The organism is Shewanella sp. SM21 (assembly GCF_025654335.1).
In the GTDB taxonomy this organism is placed as follows: Bacteria; Pseudomonadota; Gammaproteobacteria; order Enterobacterales; family Shewanellaceae; genus Shewanella; species Shewanella oncorhynchi.
On record NZ_JAKKRL010000008.1, the window covers coordinates 33708 to 60011 of the forward strand.

At 45.6% G+C, this 26304-nt stretch carries 19 protein-coding genes; 10 read left to right on the forward strand and 9 right to left on the reverse strand.

Translation table 11 applies throughout. The features are described 5' to 3' along the window. Positions 1–137: 137 nt before the first annotated feature. Positions 138–1133 (reverse strand): formate transporter FocA, encoded by a 996-nt coding sequence (gene focA / locus L5L94_RS12130; protein WP_263163338.1) that lies wholly within the window; start codon positions 1131–1133, stop codon positions 138–140. A 1206-nt stretch (positions 1134–2339) separates the two neighbouring features. Between focA and pflB the strand changes: the two genes are divergently transcribed. Next, positions 2340–4622 (forward strand): formate C-acetyltransferase, encoded by a 2283-nt coding sequence (pflB, locus tag L5L94_RS12135; protein ID WP_263163340.1) that lies wholly within the window; start codon positions 2340–2342, stop codon positions 4620–4622. A gap of 63 nt (positions 4623–4685) precedes the next feature. Continuing rightward, entirely contained in the window at positions 4686–5426 is a 741-nt protein-coding gene (gene pflA, locus L5L94_RS12140) for a pyruvate formate lyase 1-activating protein (protein ID WP_263163342.1), read from the forward strand. A gap of 44 nt (positions 5427–5470) precedes the next feature. Here the strand turns inward: pflA and yfbV are convergent, their stop codons facing one another. Further along, the gene (gene yfbV / locus L5L94_RS12145; protein WP_081729091.1) at positions 5471–5914 is read right to left on the reverse strand and encodes a terminus macrodomain insulation protein YfbV; all 444 of its coding nucleotides are present in this window, start codon (positions 5912–5914) and stop codon (positions 5471–5473) included. Between the two features lie 141 nt (positions 5915–6055). On the opposite strand from yfbV, the gene ackA reads away from it, so the two are divergent. The 3 genes from ackA to L5L94_RS12160 all read left to right on the forward strand — a co-directional run bounded on the left by ackA (position 6056) and on the right by L5L94_RS12160 (position 10432). Beyond that, on the forward strand, positions 6056–7255 hold the full coding sequence (ackA, locus tag L5L94_RS12150) for an acetate kinase (RefSeq protein WP_107948097.1): 1200 nt from the start codon (positions 6056–6058) through the stop codon (positions 7253–7255). Between the two features lie 111 nt (positions 7256–7366). Then, entirely contained in the window at positions 7367–9520 is a 2154-nt protein-coding gene (pta, locus tag L5L94_RS12155; RefSeq protein ID WP_028760976.1) for a phosphate acetyltransferase, read from the forward strand. Between the two features lie 477 nt (positions 9521–9997). Further along, the gene (locus tag L5L94_RS12160; RefSeq protein WP_263163345.1) at positions 9998–10432 is read left to right on the forward strand and encodes a hypothetical protein; all 435 of its coding nucleotides are present in this window, start codon (positions 9998–10000) and stop codon (positions 10430–10432) included. A gap of 798 nt (positions 10433–11230) precedes the next feature. Here the strand turns inward: L5L94_RS12160 and L5L94_RS12165 are convergent. Beyond that, positions 11231–12148, reverse strand: coding sequence for a class I SAM-dependent methyltransferase (locus L5L94_RS12165; RefSeq protein ID WP_131523541.1), 918 nt, complete (start codon positions 12146–12148; stop codon positions 11231–11233). A gap of 6 nt (positions 12149–12154) precedes the next feature. Then, positions 12155–13264, reverse strand: a complete 1110-nt coding sequence (locus tag L5L94_RS12170) for an AI-2E family transporter (protein ID WP_263163347.1) — start codon at positions 13262–13264, stop codon at positions 12155–12157. 98 nt (positions 13265–13362) lie between these two features. Here L5L94_RS12170 and folX point away from each other — a divergent pair, with 98 nt between their 5' ends. From folX to gltS, 3 genes are all read left to right on the forward strand, one after another. Next, positions 13363–13725, forward strand: coding sequence for a dihydroneopterin triphosphate 2'-epimerase (gene folX, locus L5L94_RS12175; protein ID WP_105252131.1), 363 nt, complete (start codon positions 13363–13365; stop codon positions 13723–13725). Between the two features lie 87 nt (positions 13726–13812). Then, positions 13813–14706, forward strand: a complete 894-nt coding sequence (locus tag L5L94_RS12180; RefSeq protein WP_219234381.1) for a TIGR01777 family oxidoreductase — start codon at positions 13813–13815, stop codon at positions 14704–14706. 533 nt (positions 14707–15239) lie between these two features. Further along, the gene (gltS, locus tag L5L94_RS12185) at positions 15240–16463 is read left to right on the forward strand and encodes a sodium/glutamate symporter (RefSeq protein ID WP_263163348.1); all 1224 of its coding nucleotides are present in this window, start codon (positions 15240–15242) and stop codon (positions 16461–16463) included. A gap of 75 nt (positions 16464–16538) precedes the next feature. Here the strand turns inward: gltS and lepB are convergent, their stop codons facing one another. The 3 genes from lepB to L5L94_RS12200 all read right to left on the reverse strand — a co-directional run bounded on the left by lepB (position 16539) and on the right by L5L94_RS12200 (position 20694). Next, on the reverse strand, positions 16539–17201 hold the full coding sequence (gene lepB, locus L5L94_RS12190) for a signal peptidase I (RefSeq protein ID WP_263163350.1): 663 nt from the start codon (positions 17199–17201) through the stop codon (positions 16539–16541). A 266-nt stretch (positions 17202–17467) separates the two neighbouring features. Beyond that, positions 17468–19963, reverse strand: coding sequence for an ABC transporter permease (locus L5L94_RS12195; RefSeq protein ID WP_263163351.1), 2496 nt, complete (start codon positions 19961–19963; stop codon positions 17468–17470). Between the two features lie 2 nt (positions 19964–19965). Beyond that, complete coding sequence (locus L5L94_RS12200) at positions 19966–20694, reverse strand: ABC transporter ATP-binding protein (RefSeq protein ID WP_212600695.1); 729 nt, start codon at positions 20692–20694, stop codon at positions 19966–19968. A 52-nt stretch (positions 20695–20746) separates the two neighbouring features. Between L5L94_RS12200 and L5L94_RS12205 the strand changes: the two genes are divergently transcribed. After that, positions 20747–21346, forward strand: a complete 600-nt coding sequence (locus L5L94_RS12205) for an arylesterase (RefSeq protein ID WP_263163352.1) — start codon at positions 20747–20749, stop codon at positions 21344–21346. Between the two features lie 145 nt (positions 21347–21491). Then, entirely contained in the window at positions 21492–22559 is a 1068-nt protein-coding gene (locus tag L5L94_RS12210) for a DUF3083 family protein (protein WP_028760986.1), read from the forward strand. 87 nt (positions 22560–22646) lie between these two features. On the opposite strand, the gene sohB is transcribed toward L5L94_RS12210, so the two are convergent. Then, a complete protein-coding gene (gene sohB / locus L5L94_RS12215; RefSeq protein WP_198572807.1) occupies positions 22647–23663 on the reverse strand; it encodes a protease SohB in 1017 nt (338 codons plus the stop codon). A gap of 111 nt (positions 23664–23774) precedes the next feature. Continuing rightward, positions 23775–26258 carry a VolA/Pla-1 family phospholipase gene (locus L5L94_RS12220; protein ID WP_263163354.1) on the reverse strand — a complete coding sequence of 828 codons (2484 nt, stop codon included), beginning with the start codon at positions 26256–26258 and terminating at the stop codon, positions 23775–23777. Between the last annotated feature and the right edge of the window lie 46 nt (positions 26259–26304).

Genomic DNA, 26304 nt, shown 5'->3' on the forward strand with positions numbered 1-26304 from the left:
AGAACCTAATCAAAAAACGGCATCTTCGGATGCCGTTTTTATTTACTTCATTATTTACACATCATAGTAAACCGACATAAAAAAGTGCCCAGCTACCTGCTGGGCACTTTCACTTCAGACTGATAATTAAAGACGTTTTAAGAATGTTTAGTCAGCTTAATCTCACTCTGATGCTGAGTTTTTTCAGTATGTGAATGTGGTGCAGAAAAGTGTTCATGATGAGCTTTGTGTGATTCAGCCAAGGTGACTTTACCCTGCTCTATCCACCAATAACCTAAACCAACAATCACACCGCCACCGACAATATTGCCTAAGGTTACAGGTATTAAATTATTGAATATAAAGTTTGCCACGGTTAAATCGGCAAATTGTGCTTGAGTAACCCCTAAAGACACGAAGAACTCTGGGCTGGCGATAGATTGGATCATCATGCCCATAGGCACCATAAATAAGTTAGCGATACTGTGTTCAAAGCCACTACTAACGAACATAGCCACAGGTAAAATTAACAGTAATGATTTCGTCAGTACATCACGGCTAGCAAAGGTCATCCACACACCTAAACACACCAACATGTTACATAAAATGCCTAAACTAAAAGCTTGGACCCAAGTATGGTGCAGTTTGTGCTGTGCCACTTTAAGTGCATTTAATCCCCAATTACCACCATCGAGCTCATACATACCTGCGGCAGTGATCAAGCAAACCATCAACATGGCTCCGACAAAATTGCCGGCATACACGCGGCACCAACATTTGAGTAATTCAGCGCCAGTGACCTGTTTTTGTGCCCATGCAACGGTACTGAGCACAGAACTGGTGAACAGTTCTCCACCGCAAACAACCACTAAAATTAAACCTAAACTAAAGGCTATTCCGCCAACGAAACGAACTAAACCCCAAGACGCATCGCCTGCGCCAGTGGTTACGGTTAAATAAAAAACAAAGGCTAAAGCGATAAATGCGCCAGCAAACACGGCTAAGCCAAAGGACTGCCAAGGTGCTTTAACCACTTTGCTTGTCCCGTAAATTTCAGCCTGATTGTAACAACTAAAATGAGCTGAAACCTGTGGCGCTTCATGTGCGCTGTTTGTCACAGTTGGAACTGATGACGATGGATTTGGGCTTTTCATTGCATAACTCCAACTTCAGATAAACAAACTTGAACGCGTAGCATAGGTATCTCCAGCAGCGCCATTGCGCAGATAATACGAATCAAAACCGAGATAATGATTTGCTTAAATGATGATTCACTAAAGTCTCGCTTTGTATCATACAACGCGCTTATGCTGTGAAGCAGATATTGCTAAAGCGTGATGCTATTCACACCCAAAATGTGAAAACTTTGAAGCCAAAAACACAAAAGGTTAATTGGTCTTACCATGGTGACACAATTTTCATCGCGAGAATGTGGCTTAATTAAGATGGTATACGATGCAAATCCTGCACGTTTCCATCTCATATTTAGTGAACTAACGCTTAAATTAATGCGCTATAGATTCAAGTTAACCTCAGCAATGACACATTAAATGACCAAGAGCTTGACGCGTGTCTCTCGGTATTCATTAAATTGAACCGATACTTTAGCATTTACAGTTTAGTCCAACAGCAAGTAACAAGTTGCCTGCATCATAGCAAACTACTGTATTTAGCCACTCTTTAACCCTTCCTGAATGATTTAAGCATTGCATGCTTTATTTGATGGCGTTATGACATGCCGTCTCCTAAATCGACACTAAGTTAGCAAATAAAAATAAATTAATACAAATAGCTAACATCAAACTTATTTTTAATATCATAACCACTGCGCCTACTGTGACAGCTCCCATTATCGAGCCGTGACTCCCACCAATCAAAATCAGCCTATACGAGGATAGATTTATCCTCGCTAAAGGTGGACAGTAAATGGGAACAATATAGGCAGGCTGATTTAAGAGATAATGGGGTTCAGATGTCACACCAACTTAAAAAGCGTGCCGTATTCCCTATTGTGGTAAAAAAATGCTACCTAGCTAGCAAATTTGGGATTAACAGAGCATAAACCAAGCCGTTTAAGATGCGATAGCGACAGACCTATGTTAATATGCCTATGGACAATTGGTCTTACCAATTATAAAGATTTATCAGTAGCCGATAATCAAAGTAAGCGAATATTTGTCATCTTATCGGGTATCAATAGACAGACTTTTGGAGTGACGAGCGCTTCAAAATCCAGTTCCCATCATAGGGCGTCATCATGAAGGGAGCTTTATTTCAGGAATTAGCTATTGGCTTATACTCAGCATTGCTTAACGCTGATCGCCAATAACCTTTTATCTCAACCAGAAGGTATTAGTACGATGACCGACAAAACTGAACTGTTTGCCAACGCATGGGAAAGCTTTACTCCTGGCGATTGGAAATCTGAAGTCAATGTACGTGACTTTATCCAACAAAACTACGCGCCTTTTGAAGGCGACGAGTCCTTCCTCGCCGGTGCCACCGAAGCGACCACAAAATTGTGGGATAAAGTCATGGAAGGCATCAAACAGGAAAACCGTACCCACGCGCCTGTTGATTTCGACACTAAGATGGTTTCAACCATCACTTCCCACGACGCTGGCTATATCAACAAAGAATTAGAAACTATCGTTGGCTTACAAACAGACGCGCCGCTAAAACGCGCTATGTTGCCTAACGGTGGTATTCGTATGGTGGAAAGCTCATGCGCCGCCTACGATCGTGTACTGGATGAAGATGTTAAATACGTTTATTCAGAACTGCGCAAAACCCATAACCAAGGTGTGTTCGATGTTTACACCCCCGAAATTATGGCCTGTCGTAAATCAGGTATTTTAACGGGCTTACCCGATGCTTATGGCCGTGGCCGTATCATTGGTGACTATCGCCGTGTGGCACTTTACGGTATCGATTACCTGATGAAAGATAAGTTTGCCCAATTTAGCTCACTGCAAGCGCAGTTCGAAGCGGGTGAAGAGTTATCTAACGTTATCCAACTACGTGAAGAAATTGCCGAGCAACACCGTGCATTAGGCCAAATGAAGAAAATGGCTGCCAAGTATGGCTTCGATATTTCTCGTCCTGCGACCAATGCACAAGAAGCGATCCAATGGACTTACTTCGGCTATTTAGCTGCAGTGAAGAGCCAAAACGGCGCTGCCATGTCATTAGGTCGTACCTCTTCATTCCTCGACATCTATATTGAACGTGATCTGAAAAATGGCACCTTAACTGAGCAACAAGCTCAGGAAATGGTTGACCATTTCGTGATGAAATTGCGTATGGTGCGTTTCCTACGTACCCCTGAATACGACGAATTGTTCTCAGGCGACCCAATTTGGGCGACGGAGTCAATCGGCGGTATGGGCTTAGATGGCCGTACGTTAGTGACAAAATCAAGCTTCCGTTTCTTGAACACCCTTTACACTATGGGTCCAAGTCCAGAGCCAAACATCACGGTATTATGGTCAGATAAACTGCCAATCGGTTTCAAAAAATATTGCGCCAAAGTGTCTATCGACACTAGCTCAATCCAATACGAAAACGATGACTTAATGCGTCCTGATTTCCAATCAGACGACTATGCAATCGCCTGTTGTGTGAGCCCTATGGTTGTGGGTAAACACATGCAGTTCTTCGGTGCTCGCGCTAACTTAGCGAAAACCATGCTGTATGCGATTAACGGCGGCGTAGACGAAAAACTGAAAATCCAAATTGCCCCTAAAGCAGACATGATCACAGACGAAGTGCTCAACTTTGATGATGTGATGAATCGCTTAGACGGTTTAATGGATTGGTTAGCGACTCAATATGTCACTGCACTGAACTCAATCCACTACATGCACGATAAGTACTCTTACGAAGCCGCGCTTATGGCGCTGCACGACAGAGACGTACGTCGCACTATGGCTTGTGGTATTGCGGGTTTATCTATCGCAGCCGACTCACTGTCTGCCATCAAATACGCCACCGTAAAACCAGTGCGTGATGAAAACGGCATAGCAGTTGATTTCGATATCAGCGGTGACTATCCAAAATTTGGTAACAACGACCCACGTGTAGATGATATCGCCTGTGACTTAGTTGAACGTTTTATGGCGAAAATTCGTGACCGTAAAATGTATCGCAATGCGATCCCAACGCAGTCAATTCTGACCATCACCTCAAACGTGGTTTATGGTAAGAAAACCGGTAACACACCAGATGGTCGTCGTTCAGGTGCGCCATTTGCACCGGGTGCAAACCCTATGCATGGCCGTGATGAAAAAGGCGCAATCGCTTCTTTAACCTCAGTGGCAAAACTCCCATTTGCCCACGCTCAAGACGGTATTTCTTATACCTTCTCAATCGTGCCAAATGCGCTGGGTAAAGATGATGATGCTCGCCGTACCAACTTAGCGGCATTGATGGACGGATACTTCGACCACAATGACAAAAAAGAAGGTGGCCAACACTTGAACGTCAACGTGATGAACCGCGAGATGCTCGAAGATGCCGTTAAGCATCCAGACAAGTATCCACAGCTGACCATCCGAGTTTCTGGCTATGCAGTGCGCTTTAACTCACTGACACCAGAACAGCAACAAGATGTGATCACGCGTACGTTCACAAAAGGTCTGTAAGCTAAATTAGTCAAGGCTGTAGTACACTGTGCTACAGCCTCACTTATTTTAACAGGAGTCACAATGGCAGTTATCGGTCGGATCCACTCGGTGGAATCCTTTGGCACAGTAGATGGTCCCGGCATACGGTTTATCACCTTTATGCAGGGCTGTTTAATGCGCTGCCAATATTGCCACAACCGTGACACTTGGGATCTTGATGGCGGAAAAGAAGTTCTGGTCGATGAGTTAATGAGTCAAATCTTAAGCTATCGGCCTTTTCTCGATGCCAGCAATGGTGGTGTTACGGCCAGTGGTGGTGAAGCCATTTTACAGGCCGAATTTGTCGCCGAATTATTCACGGCTTGTCAGCAAGAAGGTATTCATACCTGTTTAGATACCAATGGTTTTGTACGTAAATACACGCCAGTGATTGATGAGTTGCTCGACCATACTGACTTGGTTCTGCTCGACATCAAGCACATGGACGATGAAAAACATATTGAGTTAACCAAAGTCAGCAACCATAGAACACTGCAATTTGCGCAGTATTTAGCAGAGCGTAATCAAGCGACGTGGATACGTTATGTCGTAGTGGGCGGGTTTACCGACGATGAAGCATCGGCATTACAACTGGCCGAGTTTATCAAGCCCATGAAAAACATTGAAAAGGTAGAGTTACTACCCTATCACGAATTAGGTAAACATAAGTGGGAAGCCATGGGCGAAAGCTATCAACTCGATGGGATATCTCCCCCGAGTCGAGAAACCATGGAAAAGATCAAAGCGGTATTTGTCCAACAAGGGATTAACGCGATTTATTAATCCACAGTAATAGAAAAGCCAAAACGGATAACCGCGGCAACGGCCTAAAGTTCTTCCCAATAACTGGCATCTAAACGCTCAAAGGCTATTTTTAAAATCAGTGCCATATCGAGGTAACAGGCTTTAGCGCCTAACGTGTGGCAATTGATGCCCATGGATGACAACTTCGCACTCAACTGGTTAATCCAGTCGAACAGCGTTAACGGTAATGGATGGCGAGCTCGCCAGCCTAACCACAGCAGCCCCTGTAACGGTAAGCTGATGAAAAATAAACCGAGAGTGACAGCTTGGGGCAGAAATGCCCAACCGTGAATATACAGCTGGCTCATGCTCACAAAAATCGCCAGCACTGGCATCACCAGTATGGCGAGCTGAGTTGCTCGGACGACCCGATACTCAGGAAAATAAAAACCCAGTTGTCTAACCATAGGCCAAGTCTTCATATACTGATGACCATCACCTAAGGTTTTGAGGATCTTAATGCTCAATCTTAGACACCAACTACAATGGAATACTGCTCTTACCATAGCACAATCTGGCGAATCGCCCCAAGACTGATATGGTAAAAACACCGCAGTTCCTCATTATTTTGAATCGTTATATTAAACACAATGGCAAAGGGTTTACACATGTCAAATAAACTGGTTTTAGTTCTCAATTGCGGTAGCTCTTCTCTCAAATTTGCCGTCATTGACGCGCAAACAGGTGACGACCAAATTTCTGGCTTAGCCGAATGTTTTGGTTTAGAAGACTCTCGCATTAAATGGAAAATCAACGGCGAAAAACATGAAGCAGCCTTAGGTGCATTTACGGCTCACCGTGAAGCAGTTGAATACATTGTTAATAAAATTCTTGCGGAACAACCTGAATTAGCAGCAAAAATTCAAGCCGTTGGCCATCGTATCGTTCACGGTGGTGAGAAATTCACTCGCTCAGTGATCATCGATGAGAGCGTGATCAAAGGTATCGAAGACTGTGCTTCATTAGCCCCACTGCACAATCCTGCTCACCTTATCGGCATCCGCGCGGCAATGGCCTCTTTCCCTAAATTGCCACAGGTTGCTGTATTTGATACCGCTTTCCACCAAAGCATGCCAGACAGAGCTTATGTCTACGCCCTGCCTTACAAGTTATACCGTGAACACGGTATCCGTCGTTATGGCATGCATGGCACGAGTCATTTATTCGTTAGCCGTGAAGCGGCAAAAATGCTCAACAAGCCAATTGAAGAAACGAATGTAATCTGTGCTCACTTAGGCAACGGTGCATCAGTCACCGCCATCAAAGGCGGCAAAAGTGTCGACACTTCTATGGGCTTAACCCCATTAGAAGGTTTGGTCATGGGCACTCGTTGTGGCGATATTGACCCTTCAATCATCTACCACTTAGTTCATCAACTGGGTTACACCTTAGAAGAAGTGAATAACCTGATGAACAAGCAAAGTGGTCTGCTGGGCATTTCCGAGCTGACTAACGATTGCCGCGGCATCGAAGAAGGTTACGCAGACGGTCATAAAGGCGCGACCTTAGCCTTAGAAATCTTCTGCTACCGCTTAGCCAAGTACATCGCCTCTTACACTGTGCCACTGGGCCGTTTAGATGCAGTCGTCTTCACCGGTGGTATTGGTGAAAACTCAGATTTAATCCGTGAAAAAGTGCTCAACATGCTGGAAATATTCAATTTCCATGTCGATAGTGAGCGCAACAAAGCGGCGCGTTTCGGTAAGAAAGGTATCATCACCCAAGATAAAGGCACGATTGCCATGGTGATCCCAACGAACGAAGAATGGGTTATCGCCGAAGATTCCATTAAACTTATCAACAAATAAAAAGACCTAAGCCGTTTGCTCACCCAAACGGCTTTATACCTTACGTAGCCGTACTCACAAGCAAATTTGCAGAAACTCTTCTGCCAAAAACCATCGAAACTAGAGGTTTTTATGTCTCGTAATATTATGTTAATCCCCATAGGTACCGGAGTCGGCCTGACCTCCTTAAGCCTTGGGATGGTGCGCGCACTGGAGCGCCACGGGGTTAAGGTTCAGTTCTTTAAGCCTATTTCTCAGCTTCGTCCAAACGATAATGGCCCAGAACGCTCGACCACTATTCTGAGCAAATCGCCAACAGTAAATCCCTTAGAGCCCTTCGACATGGCCCATGCCGAAGCCTTAATCCGCGCCGACCAAATCGACGTCTTAATGGAGCAAATCATTGCCCGTGCGGCCGATTGCGCTAGCAACACAGAGACCTTAATTGTCGAAGGTCTAGTACCAACGCGTAATCATCCCTTCGCCGATGATGTGAACTATGCCATCGCTAAAGCTATGGATGCCGACGTGATTTTTATTGCCACACCAGGCAGTGATACGGCCACAGGGCTAATGAATCGCCTCGAAATCGCCTATAACTCTTGGGGCGGAAAAAAGAATAAACGCCTGATTGGTGCTGTGATCAACAAGATTGGTGCCCCCGTTGACGACGAAGGTCGCGCGCGCCCTGATCTATCTGAAGTCTTTGATCACCAAGGTGTTCAACGCTCAGATGCGGCCAGCATGTTCCAACTGCCGGGTAAGAGCCCACTGCGCATTTTAGGCAGCGTGCCCTACAATCTTGATCTTGTTGCACCTCGTGCATCGGATTTAGCGAAACATTTAAGTGCACGCATTCTGAATGCTGGCGAAATGCATACCCGCCGTCTGCGTAAAGTAACGTTTTGTGCCCGCAGTATCCCGAACATGGTCACTCATATTAAGACTGACTCCTTGCTTGTAACCTCAGGCGACCGCTCAGATGTGATCGTATCAGCCTGTCTTGCGGCCATGAACGGCGTGAAAATTGGTGCCCTGTTATTAACAGGTAGCTACGAGCCGGAGCCAGAAATTCTTAAGCTGTGTGAGCAGGCCTTTGAAACCGGTTTACCTGTGTTCTTGATCGACAGTAACACTTGGCAAACCTCGCTCAACATTCAACGTTTCGACCATGAAGTACCCGTCGATGACGCTGTCCGTATCGATCTGGTGCAGGATTATGTGGCCAGCCACATCGACCAAACGTGGATTGAAAGCGTGACTAAAAACTCACCCCGTGAGCATCGCCTGTCACCACCGGCTTTCCGTTACAAACTCACGGAATTGGCGCGTGCCGCCCACAAGACTGTGGTGCTGCCAGAAGGTGATGAGCCGCGTACCATTAAAGCGGCGGCCATTTGTGCCGAACGCGGTATTGCTCGCTGTGTACTTTTAGGCAAAAAAGATGAAATCCTGCGTATCGCCGCACAGCAAGATGTGGTGCTTGGCGAAGGCGTGATCATTATCGATCCAGAAGAGGTGCGCGACCGTTACGTAGAACCTATGTTGGAACTGCGTCGCAGCAAAGGCTTAACTGAAGTCGTTGCCCGTGAACAGTTAGAAGACAACATGGTGCTCGGCACTATGATGTTGGCGCAAAACGAAGTCGACGGTATCGTTTCTGGTGCGGTTAACACCACAGCCAATACCATTCGCCCACCACTGCAATTGATCAAAACGGCACCGGGCTCAAGCTTAGTTTCATCCATCTTCTTTATGCTGATGCCAGATCAAGTGCTTGTTTACGGTGACTGTGCGATTAACCCAGATCCCAATGCTGAGCAGTTAGCAGATATCGCCATCCAATCGGCAGAATCAGCAAAAGCCTTCGGTATCGAGCCAAGAGTGGCAATGATCAGCTACTCAACTGGCAACTCAGGTACAGGTTCTGATGTGGATAAAGTGCGTGAAGCAACCCGTATTGCCAAAGAAAAACGCCCAGATCTGATTATTGATGGTCCATTGCAATACGATGCGGCGGTTATGCCAAACGTTGCACGCTCTAAGGCACCTAATAGCCCTGTCGCTGGTCAAGCTACCGTTTTCGTGTTCCCAGACCTTAATACAGGCAACACGACTTACAAGGCCGTACAGCGAAGCGCCGATCTGATCAGTATTGGTCCTATGCTGCAAGGTATGCGCAAACCTGTGAACGACTTGTCTCGCGGCGCGTTAGTCGATGACATCGTCTACACTATCGCACTAACGGCAATTCAAGCCGCACAAAACGACGCAGCTAAAGGCTAACAGCATTAAATCTGCATAGCGTTACGCACAAAAAAGCACTGGTTATTACCGGTGCTTTTTTATGCTCAAATTTAGCGTAAACCATACCGTTGATCGCAAGAATCGCTTAATGGATAAGTCGAAATTACAAAAGATGAAGAAAAAACGAGAAATATCGAATTATGCAGTGTGAATAAGCTCGGCAAATTGCGAAAAATATCCACAAGTAGAAGTGGAACATAATGGAAAGCAGAAAAGCGTCACTTTTTAACCAGCAAATAAAGCAAGACAATATCAGTGACTTACAAAGTATCACTGAAGTCTTCAACATAGTTTTCCACAGTTTCTGTGGATAACCTTTTTATATGACTCCTAACTATATGCCACACACATGAGGTTTGAGTCAATGCTTTTCACAATAGACAGCAAATCACGACAAGACTTGTACATTACAGCTAAAATCGCGATACTCGGAACAAATTCCAATAACTAAAACTTATGCGAACTCTATTTTTTTTCTCCCTCCTGTTCCTCTTCGGTTGTGGCGATCCCTCAACGCAAGAGCAACGCCAGTTATCACCGGAAGAAGTGAGCTTAGGCTTTTTTAAAGCGATTTATGTTGATCGTAATGTTGAACAAGCCAAGCAATACGTCGACGATCCCATTAAACAAGTGCTCACCCATTACCACATTGTCGCAGCCGTACAGCGTAATATGCTCGGCCTATCTATGACCAATGTTGAAATGGAAATTGATGATATCGATATCGACTTCTTCCGCAAATTTACCAAAGACGTCATTGTTGTGGTCAAAATGAAAGGTCTTAAAGGTGGTCAACCATGGATTGATGACAGGACCATACGCCTACACAAAATTGGGAGCCAATGGATTATCGTCGAACTTCTGCCTGAAAAGCGCAAAGTTAACGGTTAACCCCCTTTCTTGCCTGCTTTCACCGCGCATACCTTGTCATACAATCATTCTGCTTACTTTCAGCCAAAAAAATAGCAACCCTAAGGTTGCTATTTTTTTGTGCTTGTTCTGTTATTTCCGACTCATAAGTACCGTCAGTTTAATCGTTATCGATTAAGCCTGGATCACTTCTTCTTCGCTTTCAGCAGGTAAAGACGTTAGTACATCGTCTTTCACTTGATAATAAGCATTTTCGTATTCATGAACTTCCATAACAACTCCTGCTTGATTGGGTAAGGTCGCAGAGGCTTGCCATTCTATGCTGACATTTTGCCTATGAGGAAAGGGATACATTCCGTGGGCGGGAGTATAACAAAGCAAAAGCCATAATTACAGAAAACTTTCAGTTTTGTACCGCCAAACATAGCATTTAAGGCTGGTTATCATTTAAATAGCTCACAATCAGTACTTCCACATGAAAGACTTTCACTTTCTACGAGGATATTGAGGCCATGCTGACGCCATTTCATCATTCGCTTTATACAAAAGCGATTAACAGAAATCGCTTACATAAAATGAATCTAGGGAATGCCATTAGATGTTCAGGGCAGGCTTTATGGTGAAATTTCCACCCTCAAACACTTAGACCAACATCAAGTCAGTAAAGTGATTAAAACCTATGGGCAATCGCAGCTATCTAAGCGATTAAGCTACTGAGTAATTAGTGACAGTGTAATAAGCGACAGTGTAGAAAGCTAAACACTCAACCTAAGCCGACAAAAAAGCCAGTTAATACTGGCCAGTTAAGCTAAATCAGGCCTAGGCTTGAGTCGATAAGCGGTAGCGAAGCACCTTAAGTGACTTCTCTTCCGACACATCCATAAAGGCTAGCGGATTGGCTAAGCGCTCTATGTATTCGAGTGCAGGTGCTGCTTCCGCTACCTGTTGACGCAGGAAAGCGGTATCGAGTTCAGGTGCATTTAGACACAGTAATACTTCGCCATTCTCGGCAAGCAACTCAGGTAAACGCCTAATTAAACGCACATAATCCTTAGTCGCTACAAAACTGCCCTTCTGATTGCTCGGTGGATCGGCAACAACAATGTCGTAGGGACCGAGCTTTTTCAGTTTGCCCCAAGATTTAAAAATATCATGGCCTAAAAAACGGGCCCCCGCGCTAAAGCCATTCAGCAAATGATTCTGTTTGCCTATGCCTAATGCGCCTTTGCTCATGTCCATATTCACGACTTCATCGGCGCCCCCTTGTAATGCCGCGACCGAGAAACCACAGGTATAAGCGAACAAATTAAGCACCTTTTTATAACGGGCGTTTGCTCTAACCCACTCGCGGCCATTGGCCATATCGAGGAAGAGTCCGTGGTTTTGTCCGCGCATTAGGTGCACCTGAAACCGTGCACCATTTTCGCTAACGATATGCGGCTCAGGCACTTCACCTTGCAATAATTGGGTAAACGTCTCCCCCGCACTACGGTATTGGTAGACTAAATTCAATTGGCTATCTGGCCTAATAGCTTGCCAGCGCGCTGCAATCGCCTGTTGGCAAAGGGTTAAATCCGTATCCTCCAAGGGAGTAAAGCTGGTCAGCAATAGCACTGGTGCAAACCAATCTAAACATAGGTGCTCACAACCCACGTAATGCCCACCGCGACCGTGGAATAACCGCACCGCATCATCACCTAACTCAATTGTCGCTAGCGCTTGTATAAAACTTTGCATCTTCTATTACTTACTCTCAGTTGCACTTGTATTGGCTTCATCGCCATCGGGAATTGAATTTTCCGCGTTACTGGCCACGAACTTATCTTCGATATCGTCCGATAATAAAATGGCTAACCAATTACCACTCTTACTCGATTCGAGGGCAATTTTAACCACCATAGTCAATGGCACTGACAGCAACATGCCCACAGAACCTAATAACCAGCCCCAGAAAATTAATGATAAAAACACCACTAAGGTCGATAACCCCAGACCGCGCCCCATAAATTTAGGCTCAATGATATTGCCCATCACCATGTTGGCACCCACGTACAAAAGTGCAGTTCCCCCCGCCGCCGCAGGGCCAAGCTGAATAAAGGCCAACAACACCGCTGGAATCGCGGCAATGATAGAACCAATATTGGGAATGTAATTAAACAGGAAAGCAATCACCGCCCATAACATGGCGTAATCCACGCCGATGAAGGTCAATCCCACACCGACGATGATCCCAGTAGCCAAACTCACTAAGGTCTTGATCACCATGTACTGATTCACAGATTGTAAAAAGCGGTCAATCTGCTTTAAGCGCATATCGGGATCGTCCAATGCCAGGTGCAATTTCTTTGGCAGCGACTGAGCTTCAAACAGCATAAAGACGATAGTGAGGATGATCAGAAATAAATTCGCCATCACATTGCCGACACCCGATAGCATATTCGTGGTCATAGACAAGGCCATACCTGGGTCAAAATAGGCTAATACCTGATCCTTCGAAATCTGAATATTTAATGCCTGTAATTTATGGATAATCCACGAAAACTGCTCCACCAGCTGATCGCGATATTGGGGCAATTGTTTAGAAAACTCATTGACAGAACTGCCGACGACTGAGGCTAACCATAGGCCCATCAAAACAATAAAACCCATCAAGAGGATCACTGCCAGCCATTTAGGCACACGGAACTTTGTCATCAAACCGATTGCAGGATTACAAATCACCGCAAGAAAACTGGACAGCACAAACGGCACCACAATCGGGCTCGCCGCCTTAATCCCTGCCAAAATAATCACTACAAAGGCCATAACCGCAAAGCCACGATAAGCAGCAGAGGGCGCATTAGGTCGAGTCATTTATTAAAAATCCTTCTTGATCTTAGATAAAATTGTTAGGCTAACCCTTGAAACCACTTAACCTCAGAAACTTTAGCTTAAGATAGCCATTTGTCATTATGAAACCAGAAACCGCGATTATACGCATTAAAAACTTAAGACTTCGTACTTTTATTGGCATTAAAGACGATGAAATCCAAAATCGCCAAGACGTGATCATTAATGTCGTGATCCATTATTGTGCCGAACGTGCCCGCAACAGTGACAATGTCGAGGATGCGCTCAATTACCGCACAATCACCAAAAAGATCATTGAACTGATTGAGAATAACCGTTTCTCATTACTCGAAAATCTCACCAGCCAAACGCTGGCCATCGCCAGTGAGCATCCTTGGGTTGAATTTGCCAGTGTCGAAATAGACAAACCCCATGCACTACGCTTTGCCGATTCAGTCTCGATGGAGTTATGTTATCAAAAATAATCTGGCTAAAAATACTCCGACTAAGTGATCGTTGCACACCGCATTTTGGTATATATCCGCAGAGCTTAACCAATTAAGAGAGGTTCCATGAATATACTGATCACCGGCGCAAGCGGCTTTATTGGTCGCCAATTAGTCGAACGACTGGCGCCATATCATCAACTGACGTTATTAACTCGCTCAGTGCAACAAACACAAAAAGTGCTCGGCAATCAGCACCATTACCTCGAGAGTCTCGATGTGCTAAGCAACTTAAATCACATTGATGCCATCGTAAATCTTGCGGGTGAACCCATAGTCGCTAAACGTTGGAGTAAAAATCAGAAGCAACGCATTTGTGATAGTCGCTGGGATATTACGGCAAGATTAACTCAGCTAATACAACAGAGTAGCACTCCTCCTCAGATCATGGTGAGTGGTTCGGCAGTCGGTTATTACGGGCGGCACGATGATAAATTACTCGATGAGTCTAGTGGTGCCCATGTTGAGTTTAGCCATGACATCTGTCGAAAATGGGAGCAAGAAGCGCTAAATGCAACCTCAGAGCACACACGAGTCTGCATTATCCGTATTGGTATCGTGCTAGGTAAAGGTGGTGCCTTAGAGAAAATGTTACCGCCATTTAAACTCGGACTCGGTGGCCCAATTGGCCATGGACGCCAAGGTATGAGCTGGATCCATGTGCAGGATCTCATTTCCCTTATTGATTTTTTACTCACTCAACAACACTGTAAAGGCATATTTAATGCCACAGCACCCAATCCAGTGAGTAACGCTGTGTTTACCAAAGCGCTCGGAAAAGCACTTAATCGCCCAGCGTTAATCACGACCCCACCGCTTGCATTACGCTTAGCGATGGGCGAAATGTCGGAGCTGCTGACGGAAGGGCAATTTGTTTACCCCAAACGTGCCCTCGAAGCGGGTTTTCAGTTTCAATTCAGTGATCTCGATAACGCCTTAACAAACGTGTTAGCCAAATAGGCTAGCACGCTAGCGCCTAAACTCAGCTTTAATATGCTGATAAAATCAGTGGCTAATGCAGGTGGCATCTTAGTACTCAAATCCGCTCAACAACCAGGTATATTGTAACGTCAATCTTGCCATTATTTTAGCAACACTAGAAAAACAAGAATGTAACATCATGATTTATATTATGATTTAGCGACAATCCGTCCATTTTCTGCTAAACTCGCCTCCATTCGGTCATAGGAGGCACGCATTAACCGCCTCAGCCTTGACCACAGATAGACTCAGCAACACCTCATAAATAGACAGTTATTTATGCTCAGGAACAGGCTATTTAATCTGCTGTTCTTGGTCTGTAGACCATAAAACGATACACACTCGCGCCTACTCATCCTTTAAATTTTTTATCGGATTGACACTGATCTGTCCTCGACATCAAGCGCTTAACATCCAGCATTAGCAGGTACTTAATAACAAGATGGGTTACTTCTCATTGGACATTGTGCCCAATGAAACGCCCGCACTAAGACAGTTTGTAAGGAATTTTCATGCACACGACCTATATGATTGGCGAGCTAGAATCATTTTTAATTGCCATTTTCGTGCTGTTTATCGGCCACTCTATCAATCGCCATGTACGTGTCTTCAGGCAATATAATATCCCCGAACCCATAGTGGGTGGCCTTGTTGTCGCCGCGGGAGTCACATTTCTTCACTTTCAAAATATCAGTCTCGACTTCAACCTATCACTGCAAAATACCTTAATGCTGATGTTTTTTAGCACCATTGGCCTCTCGGCAAACTACAAGCTATTGCTCAGCGGTGGTAAAAAAGTCTTCATCTTTTTAGGTGTAGCCTCAATGTATATTGTGATTCAAAATGCCGTTGGCGTCAGTTTAGCCAGCCTATTGGGGCTCGATCCCATCATGGGACTTATCGCAGGATCAATTACCCTGTCGGGCGGCCATGGTACCGGCGTTGCTTGGTCACAAACCTTTGCAGAGCGCTACGGTATCAACACCTTAGAGTTTGCTATGGCCGCGGCAACTTTTGGTTTGATCATGGGTGGGATCATTGGTGGCCCCGTCGCGCAGCGATTAATCGGTAAACATAATCTCGTTTCTCGCTATGGAGTTGGCCGCAAGCATCACAGTGAACATCCGCATTTAGTCACTTATGATCACTTAGAAGAAGACCAAGTCACCGCCAAAACCATATTAGAAACTCTGTTTGTACTGTTGTTGTGTGTTGCAGGATCAAAATGGCTCACGCTGTGGATCAGCCAATCGGGTATTGCATGGCTAAAAATGCCCGACTTTGTATATGCTCTTTTTCTTGGCGTGCTCATCGCTAATCTCACAGAACTCACCCGCGGTTACAAACCCCATACCGAAAGTATCGATGTGATAGGGACTGTCGCGCTGTCACTCTTCCTCTCAATGGCCTTAATGACTTTAAAGTTATGGGAAATTTTTGATTTAGCGATCCCGCTACTGGTAATTTTACTGGTACAAACCGCAGTGTTGGCCATTTTTGCCTATTTCGTGACGTTCAAAGTCATGGGCAGTAATTACGATGCTGCGGTGATCACCGGCGGCCACTGCGGCTTTGGTATGGGTGCAACCCCAACAGCAGTAATGAATATGGGCGCGCTAGTATCACGCACAGGGCCATCACCCCAAGCCTTTATGGTAGTGCCTATCGTCGGAGCCTTCTTTATCGACATAGTCAACTTAATTGTCTTACAGGGCTATCTGAGCTTTATGAAGTAGTTGTTTATAACTCAATCACTTAAAAAATAGGGCGCCGACTTTGGCGCCCTATTTCATGGTTCAAAATAGTTAAGACTAGAATTCACGCATTAAGCGTTCAGGCCGAGGCAGGTAATAATCATCATAATCAAGGGAGAAAACGACTGAACTTGAACGGCCAACAATCTCATCACGGGGCACGAAGCCAATAACCCGAGAGTCTGCGCTGTTATCACGGTTATCACCCAGGGCTAAATAATGCGCATCCGGCACTGTGACAGGTCCAAAATTGGCAAGCCTTGAGGATACAGGGTTAAGGCGAATACTGTGGACCATACCGAGTAAATTTTCCTGCATTTCTGTCACATCAGCGGGAGCATAAGCACTCAATGCTTGGGATGTGTAGCTAAGCAGTTCACCGTTTAAATACAAGCGATTATCCTGCATCATCACAGTATCGCCTGGCACAGCTATTACCCGCTTAATCAGTTTTTTATCGGCCTTTTTCGAGTCAAATACCACGATATCGCCGCGAACAGGATCTGCCAGTTTAACTAATGCGATATGCGTAAATGGCACCCTAAGATCATAAGCCATCTTATTAACAAGAATGCGATCACCCTCGACGATAGTCGGCAGCATAGAACCCGATGGCACAGTATTCCAATCGGCCACAGCGCTCCTGAACACTAGCATTAAACTGATAAACAGAAAAAAGGAGCGATTATCCTTAAGCAGTTTTGTTATTCCTTTGAACATAATATTCCCTCTATGGCATATATAAGCTAGTCGCTGTTCTCAGTTAGATAGACCCATTGAGTTGCACTAAGTTCTGTTGCTACCTGCTTAAGCACAGATCAATTTGTAAGCCGATGTAAAAAGCATATTCAATTCAAGTGCAGCAGAATCAACCCCATAACAAAAAAGCACTGAGCTTATGTGGCATCAGTGCTTTTATTGTTGGCTCAGCTTGTTGTTTTAATAAGCTTTATGTTTTAGCCCATCAACAGAGTTCACAAACCGCCCTAGCTCCCAGCCTTTAATAGCTCAGAGCAAGATTGGCTGAGCAATTGTCGACAACGCCAAACCCCTAGTAAGGCGACGATTAAGGCTCCAGAAACCGGGGCAATACCCCACCAAGGCCAGTGCATGTATACATTAAGTTCAAATACTTGCGTCTTAAGTAGATATAACGCAAATTCGGCCACAATTACGGCTAACACACCCGCAATACCGCCAAGTAAGGCGAACTCTAAACCCGTTGCACTGCGCAATAACCATCCTGAAGCACCAAAGGTACGCAACACAGCTAATTCACGTTGCCGAGTTGCCATGCCAGCCTCAGTCTGTGCAATCAAGACTAAGGCACTGGCTAATAACACTAAGGCCAGCACTAAAGACAAGGACAGCGACACTTGCTCAATTATCTGCCGCAACTGCCCCACCATAGCGCCAACATCTATGATAGATATGGTCGGAAATTGCTGAATAAGCGCAAGGATCACTGCATCCTTAGGCGTACCATCAGCATTCATAGTCTTATCGTTAGTCGCCTGATCATTCAGATAGAAACTCGCCATCGAAGTATAAGCAAAAGGTGCGAGCGCTTCTTGGGTGAAAATCATAAAGAAGTTCGGTTGCAGCGTTTCCCAGTGTACGGCACGAATACTGGCAACTTTAACTGTGAGCTCTTGATTATCAATCACGTAAGTCAGCTTATCGCCAAGACCAATACCTAGACGCTCCGCCACGCCGGACTCCACCGACACTTCATCGGCGGCTTGATTAAAATGCCCCTCTAACAGTTCGTTGTTAGCAGGCAGTGTATTGCGCCACGTTAGGTTTAACTCGCGCGAAATGCCCACTCTTCCCTTTTCACCCGCTTCGGACTGTTCATTCGAAATCAGCGCTTCACCGTTAATTTGAGTTAATCGGCCACGGATCACCGGATAAATGTCTGTCGCCACTATCCCCTTAGTCGTCATGAAATCATTCAAGGGCTTTGCATCATCAGGCGCAATATTGACAAGGAAATAATTAGGCGCATTTTCGGGCAACTGTTTTTGCCATTCGTTAAGTAAATCTTGTCTTAGCGCCAAAATCGTCAATAACAGTACCAGTGCAGCGCTAAAGCCAACCAATTGCACCGCATTTTGCCGCGCACGACGCCTTAGCCCCGCCAGCGCTAATTGTAAAGGATTGGTAGTCTTCATACCAACACTGTGTCCTGCTCGTATCATCACAAATCCAAGCAGACTTAATAGCGCAGCCAGCAATAGCACAGCCGCGACCACAGTCAGAGTCAAAGTCCAACTTTGGGAATACAAATAGCCCAATAGCGCCATAGCCCCTAGACTCAGTAGCAAATGCAGCCACATACCAAGCTGTAAGCCTTCTAACTGGCGCTGCAACACCCGCAGTGGCGGAATAGCCAGTAAACGCATCAATGGATAAGCCGAAAACATAAAGGCGCTGATGAGCCCTGTGCTGATGCCGAGTAATAATGGTCGTGTGAGTGGCGGTGAATAGGCCGCAATTTCGGGTGGCAATAGATAACTGATCCCAAAATCGAGTAACCCCCCCCCAATAAGACCTAGACCAATTCCCAGTAGCGTTACCAACAATAAATGAGTACCAAACAACAGGCGAATTTGCTTTGCCGAGGCGCCAAAGGTTTTCAGCATGGCCACCACATCGTAATGACGCTGACAATAACGCTGGGCGGCAATACCTATCGCCGCGCAGGCCAATGCAATGCCCATCAAACTTGCCAGCAGTAAGAAGCGCTCCGCTCGCTTAACGGCTCCCGCAATAGGTGAGTCACCGGATTGCACATCGACCCAACGCTGGGTGCTATTCAAAAGCGGTTTAACACTTTGTTCAAAGGCCGTAAGCGAGGCTTCATCTCCAGCAAATTGATACAGATAAGTCACGCGGCTGCCTGGTTGAATAACACCTGTTTTGGCGACATCCTCCATCCGCATCAATACCACAGGCGATGAAGCAAAAGGATTAAAACCTGCGTCGGGTAAGCGGCTGATCTCATTGCTGAGCACAAATTCGCTGTTACCTAGTTCGATGGATTTGGGATAACCCAAAAGTCCGCCTAAGCGAGTCTCAAACCAGATTTCGCCCGCTTGAGGTAACGCCTTTGTTTTACCGCTGGTGAGTTCAATATCCCCCTTAAGCGGGTAACCCGACTCTACGGCGCGTACTGTGACTAACTGAAACTTATCTCCCGAATAGACCATGGAATTAAATTGCATATTAGTCACATGCTTAAGCCCAAGCGCTTCGGCTTTGGATAAAATCGCCGCATCAATTTTAACTGGCGAATCGATAATACGGTCGGCAGCAATAAACTGTGAAGCTTGACCACTAATTGCCACTTGCAGACGTTCACTCACCCGCGCCAAGCCACTCACAGACAAAACCGCGAGCGTAATAGCGAGGATAATCAATAACAATTGCCCTTGCTGTAACTCGCGTTTAAACAGACGCCATGCCAGACTTAACTCCATTATTAAGCCTCCTTAACATCGGCTAGCGGTTCTGTTTGAGTAATATCTTCCTGTAAATGGCCGTTATCCATCACTAGTTGACGCTCACAGCGTTTGGCCAGCAGCAGATCATGGGTAACGAGGACTAAGGTTGTATGGCTTTCTTGATTAAGCTCAAACAACATATCGGCAATCTTATGGCCGTTGACGCTGTCTAAATTGCCTGTTGGTTCATCGGCAAACAAAACTGTAGGCTCACAGATAAAAGCGCGGGCAATCGCCACCCTTTGCTGTTCACCACCCGAAAGCTGTTTGGGTAAATGAGTCAAGCGATGGGATAAACCAACCCGCACCAACATGGCCTGCGCTTTTTCCTTGGCATTGCTCACGCCTGCAAGCTCGGCGGGTAACATGACGTTCTCGAGTGCAGTTAAGGTATCCACTAACATAAAGGATTGAAAAATAAAGCTGACCTTCTGTTTACGCAGTGCCGCTTTTTGCTCTTCATTCAGTGGTGATAATGCCACACCATCGAGCCAAATCTCCCCCGACGTAGGCGTATCAAGCGCCGCAAGCAATCCCAATAAGGTGGATTTGCCCGAACCTGATGGGCCGAGAATAGCCACACTCTCACCTTGCTTGACATCTAAGTTAATGCCCTTGAGGATAGTGAGCGTTCCTTCCTGAGTAATCACTGATTTTTCGAGGTTAACAACATTAATGGCACTGTTTTTTAAGATGACGTTAGACATAGGATCCTTCTTATATAAATCGTTCTGGTATCAATCGCTAAGATTAAAATCAATGGCGAAGACCCTAGGGGCATTCATCCTACTGAGTGTACTCATGGTCACGCCCGCTCACGCGGCAAAGATACTGATCCTCGGCGATAGCTTAGGCGCTAGCTACGGCATGGCAGAACAGTCAGGCTGGGTAGCACTACTGCAAAAAAATCTGCCCGAACATCAGTTTACCAATGGCTCAGTGAGCGGCGAAACCACAGCGGGCGGCCTACGCCGATTACCCGCCTTGCTCGATTCTGTTGCTCCCGATCTTGTGGTCATTGAGCTAGGAGGTAATGATGGTTTACGTGGATTCCCCCCAACGCAACTCGAAAATAATCTAATCCAAATCATTACCCTAGCCAAAGATAGCGGCGCAAAAGTGCTGCTGACCGAGATCATGGTACCGCCTAACTATGGCCCTCGCTATACCCAAAAGTTCACCCAAGTGTATCAAGACATATCTAAAACCCAGGATATAGTGTTGATCCCCTTCTTTATGCAGGATATCGCTCCCCATCCAGAATTAATGCAAAGGGATGGCATTCATCCCAACGAAAAGGCGCAAGCTCAGATTGCGGCTTGGATGCAACCATGGATAGAAAATGCGTTAACCCAATAAAATAGCTGCTATTTTAAGCTAACGAACCGCTTACTTAGCTAAACTCATACTCAACGGATAAAAACGTGTTCTAACGCAAGATTAACCCTATAGATAAACAGTAAAATTCGTGTTAGCAAATGGTTAACTCAAACAAGGAGTCAATATGTCCCTTAGCCATCAGCAAAAAGTGTACATACCCAAGGAAGCCCGTACAAATCAATACATCACAGCCGAAATCAAGGTGACGGATGAGCTACTCAATCAATATCCCGATTATCAAAGCTGTTATCAAACGTTAAGCCGTTTGATATTTAATTTGGCAGAACAACACGATCTCCGTAATGTTCACGTGATCACTAACGATAAACTGCCAGTAGTGCGTTACCATACCGAAGCATATTGCTTCCAAACCACTGAACAAATTCTATTTTTTTATAACCCAGCCTACCACGAAGCCCAAAACTTATTCTCGCAAGAAAACTATCGCGCCCGCAAACTGCGCATTGTGTTTCTTGCCACAGGTGACGATATTCGCAGTAATTCCGCCAGTTTCCATATCAAGGTGCGTGAGTTGCTCACTGAATTAATGCCCTTAATGCCAATAAGCGATCTTAAGGTTAAGGTCCGCGACCATCAGCATTTATCCTATGATCTGTTCGCAAAAGCTAAGGGCTATAAAGAAACCTATGGTTATAAACTGCGCGCCATCGGCCCAAGATATAAAGCCAGAAAATGTGAGTTACCAGAAAACGTTAGCTCTCTCACCTATGTGACTGTGAGCTTGCCACTGAGCCGCAAACTCAAACAGGGTTTATTACCTGACTCAGCCACTGACTTTACGCCTTTATATCAGCATCTTGAAGACTGCTTCCTCAAAGCGGCAGCGAATAGACAACTGACACGCCTTGCTATGATAGCGAACGGCTTAACACCGCTTGTGCGTAACAGTAAGTTTGAAAAGCTCGACAGCAAAGCCGAAGTACAAATGATAGGGTTCGATCCTAATGCGACTGAGCAACAAGTTATCCGTCGCTGGGATGCCGATAACTTAGTCGAAGCCGCGCACTTTACCATAGTGGCAGGTACTAAGGACTGTGATGATTCAGGTTTCGGTCGCTTTATGAACAATGTTGAAACAGCTCTGAAGGCCTTCGCAGCCGACATAGGTGTCGATCCGGAGCGTGAAGATCTCATCGTACGCTTCCATCAACATATCAGCTATCAAATCTAACCCACTTCGGTATTAGCCGCGAAAGCTCAGCAAATGAAAACGCCTGCAAATGCAGGCGTTTTTACTTTTATTCACCAATAGACAGAATTACATAGGACGATTTTTTTCTATGAGGCGATTGAAAATAGCGTTCACAGACAAAGAGGCACCGTGGGCAATTTTATCAGCGAGTTTCTTTCTCACCTGATAACGTATCTTGTACACAGTACGCTCTGTGGCGAGTGACATTATCACATCATCGCTGGTCGAAATCGCATCAACTAAACCTAATTCGATAGCTTGCTGACCGTACCAATGCTCGCCAGTGGCGACTTTCACTAAATCCAACTCAGGGCGATACTTACCAACAAACGCCTTAAATAAGACGTGGGTTTCTTCGAGTTCTTCTTGAAACTTCTGTCTTCCCTCATCGGAGTTTTCACCAAATACTGTCAAGGTGCGCTTAAAATTACCGGCCGTGTGTTGCTCATAATCAATTTCATGCTTTTTCAGCAGGCGGTTAAAGTTAGGCAGTTGAGCAACAACACCAATAGAACCGACAATGGCAAAAGGTGCAGCATAAATTTTATTCGCTACACAAGCCATCATATAGCCACCACTGGCGGCGACTTTATCAACACAGACAGTCAATGGAATATCTGATTGACGTAAGCGATCTAACTGGCTGGAGGCTAAACCATAACCATGCACCATACCACCGCCACTCTCTACATTGACAACCACTTCATCGCCTTTTTCTGCGATAGCGATAATTGCACTGATTTCTTCACGCAGTGATGCAACCTCAGCGGCATCGATACTGCCCTTAAAATCAATCACGAACACTTTGCCCGTGCAGGCTTCATCTGCGGCCTTGTCTTTTGCCTTTTCGTCAGCTTTTAATTGCTTTTCATAGGCTTTGAATTGTTTCTTTGACAGAAGTTCTTCTTTTAAGCCATGCTTAAGTTCTTCTAACTCTTCAGACAAGTTAGTGATCCTCAGCTCGCCCTTATCTGACTTGTGTTTTACAGTAGAAGCCAACACCACAATAATAACGGCAACGATTGCGACCACTATTGTGACGGCTTTCGCCAAAAACATTCCATACTCGTATAAAAATTCCAAAGTGTTCTCCGTTAGGGCGTTACATCATTCAGTCAATTGCGCGCTATTCTAACAGCCTAAAGGCCCATAAAAAAACCCAGCAAAGGCTGGGTTTTTCCGATTAAGGCAAGATTAGTTAGGACAAGTCGCAATGACCTCACTGTTTGTCACTAAAATCGTCGCATCGCCCTTACCTGCAGTAGCTGCATAGGTTGCCACTTGGGTCTGCATTTCAACCGTGGCAGCCGCGGCCATACCATCCGTTGATTCCTTTTCTTTAGGATCGACAATCGAACTGTGGTGACCTTTAGCGAAACGCACAACGCCATGACCTTTACTCGTGCTATCGGCACAAGGTAGCTCGATGGCTGCGATCAGCGGCTCAGTGCCCGATAATGGGAAGTTATCGACGCGATTAGGCAGCACTTGGTCTGCTAAGTTACCGTTACCATCACCCGCCACTTCAATTAAGTGCACAGGTAAGCCAGTCGCTTTTAACATAGCAGCATGGTTAACAGGATCTGCAGAATCTACCGCTGTTTGAACCGCAAAGGCAAACGTCGGAATAAATTGGGCATATACCCCCTGCACCAGTGCCGCATATTCAGGGCTACCGGGCTCATAACCTGCTGTATTAGCCGCATCGACCTGTGCTTGGAAAGTTGCAGATGCCGTAATATTACTAAACAGCACTGGACCAAAGGTTGCAGAACCTGCGAATGATCCTGCTAATCCACCTGCTGGCGCAACTAAGGATACAGCATTGATAGCATAAGCATTTGGCAAGGCATCGCCGGTTGCAGGATTCTTCATGCCTGTGCTGGCATAGGTCGCAAAATCGGTGCCCACAATGGCGCCTAAACTCAGACCTTGAGCACTGATTTTAGTCACATCAAATACTTGCGGCTGACCTGCTTGTGCTAAGCCCTGTGCTAAACCCGTAAGGGCAAGACGCACCCCTAAATGGTCCATCGTCGCTTGACGGAAGTTATCTCGCACCGACAAAGTGCTAGAAATATTCACAAACACCAACGGGTTACCATTTTTAAAGGCATCCGGTTTACCGACAACTGCACCGAAGGCAGGATCTGTCGCAGAGACTTCATAAATCCCATCACCGTTAGCATCGAATGAACGCGCACCGTGAAGTGGCATATCAATAGCAACAGTCGCAACCCCCATTGCGGCATACGTACCGGCATAGGCCAATGACATTTCTTTACCGCCACCTAAACCGTGAAGGGCAATTGTTGTTGGCCAACCAGATGTAGGAGGAATAAACTCACGACCTTGCTGTTGATAAAAAGCGGCCAATTTCGTTGCATTGGGCATAGAAATCAGTACAGATACTGTTTCATAACCTTTGATTGCTGGAATAGGATTGAACTTAGTCAGATGTTTGGTTTTATCAACTGCCGTGCCATCGTCTAAAACCCATGTTTTACCCGCCATTAACGAGGGATTAGCTAAAGCATCAGCAGGGTTAGCAATACCATTAGCCACCGCTTGCATACCAAAATTATTCTGGCTGAGTGTGCCCGCTTGCAGTGCAAGTAGCACAGATACAGGGCTATCACCTTGGGCTTTCCAATGACCATTAATTAATGGTTTACCTTCAGCGGATAAACAACCAACTGAAGAACAATCACCGTAAATAGGCAGTTTAATTTTTGCCGTATACACATCAGCCAAGTTTGCGGCAACATAGGCAGCTCCAGCAGCCGGTGTTAAGCCCGCCACTTGAGCCACAGTCAATCCAGTTGGTGTTGGCATCTGGGCAAAGCTTGGTGCATAGGGAGCACCCTTCGCCATCAGCAATTTGGTGGTTTCATAGACGTTAGCAACAGACTGAGTGGTAAATAAGCCAGAGTAACTGATGGTTAAAGGATCGACCTTATGGGCCGCAGCAATCCCTTTCTCATAACTATTCACTAAGGTTTGCAGCATCAATTGATCTGGCGTTTCTAAAGGTAACGTATTGATATCCAGCTTCAACAAACCATAGGTCGTTGAAGGAGCGATACCACGACCTTCAGAATCTTGAATAAGATTCGTTGTCGCATAAATATAAGATTGCCCAGCTTTGAGTGGCTTAAGCGGAATTATTACCACTTTTTTGCCCGAAGCGGTTGATATAAAGTCAACGCCAAACTGCAACTCAGCGCCCACTTTACAGGCTGAAACTGAAGGTTTAGCCTTACATTCGGGATCAGATGATAATGCGCCGCCTACTGTGGCTTCAAACATTCTGACAGCACCCGGTTGTGCAACCGATGCCGCCATTAAGGTCAGCGGTGTACCGTCATGTTTTTTCGCCAAATCGATATCAATAGAAATCGGTGATGTTGTCGACCACCCATCTAACGCCCCAAGCGCTATTTGTGGATCAACATAATTGCCCGAGCTTTCACCCGGAATTGATAATGTGCCATCTTTGGTGCCACTGAACAGCAAATCATTCGGTAATGGTACTTTTGAATTAGCAGGGTCGAACACCATGTGCGATTCAGGGATGAGCACTTCTGTCTTATCCTTGAGTTCATTAAAACTGTCCTCACCACATCCTGTGAGGCCCAGTGCAGATGCAATCGCAACACCCAAAATGAGTCTTTTCATCTTTTTTCCCCAAATCTTGTTGTAATAGTTTTGTTTTCCCCAAGAA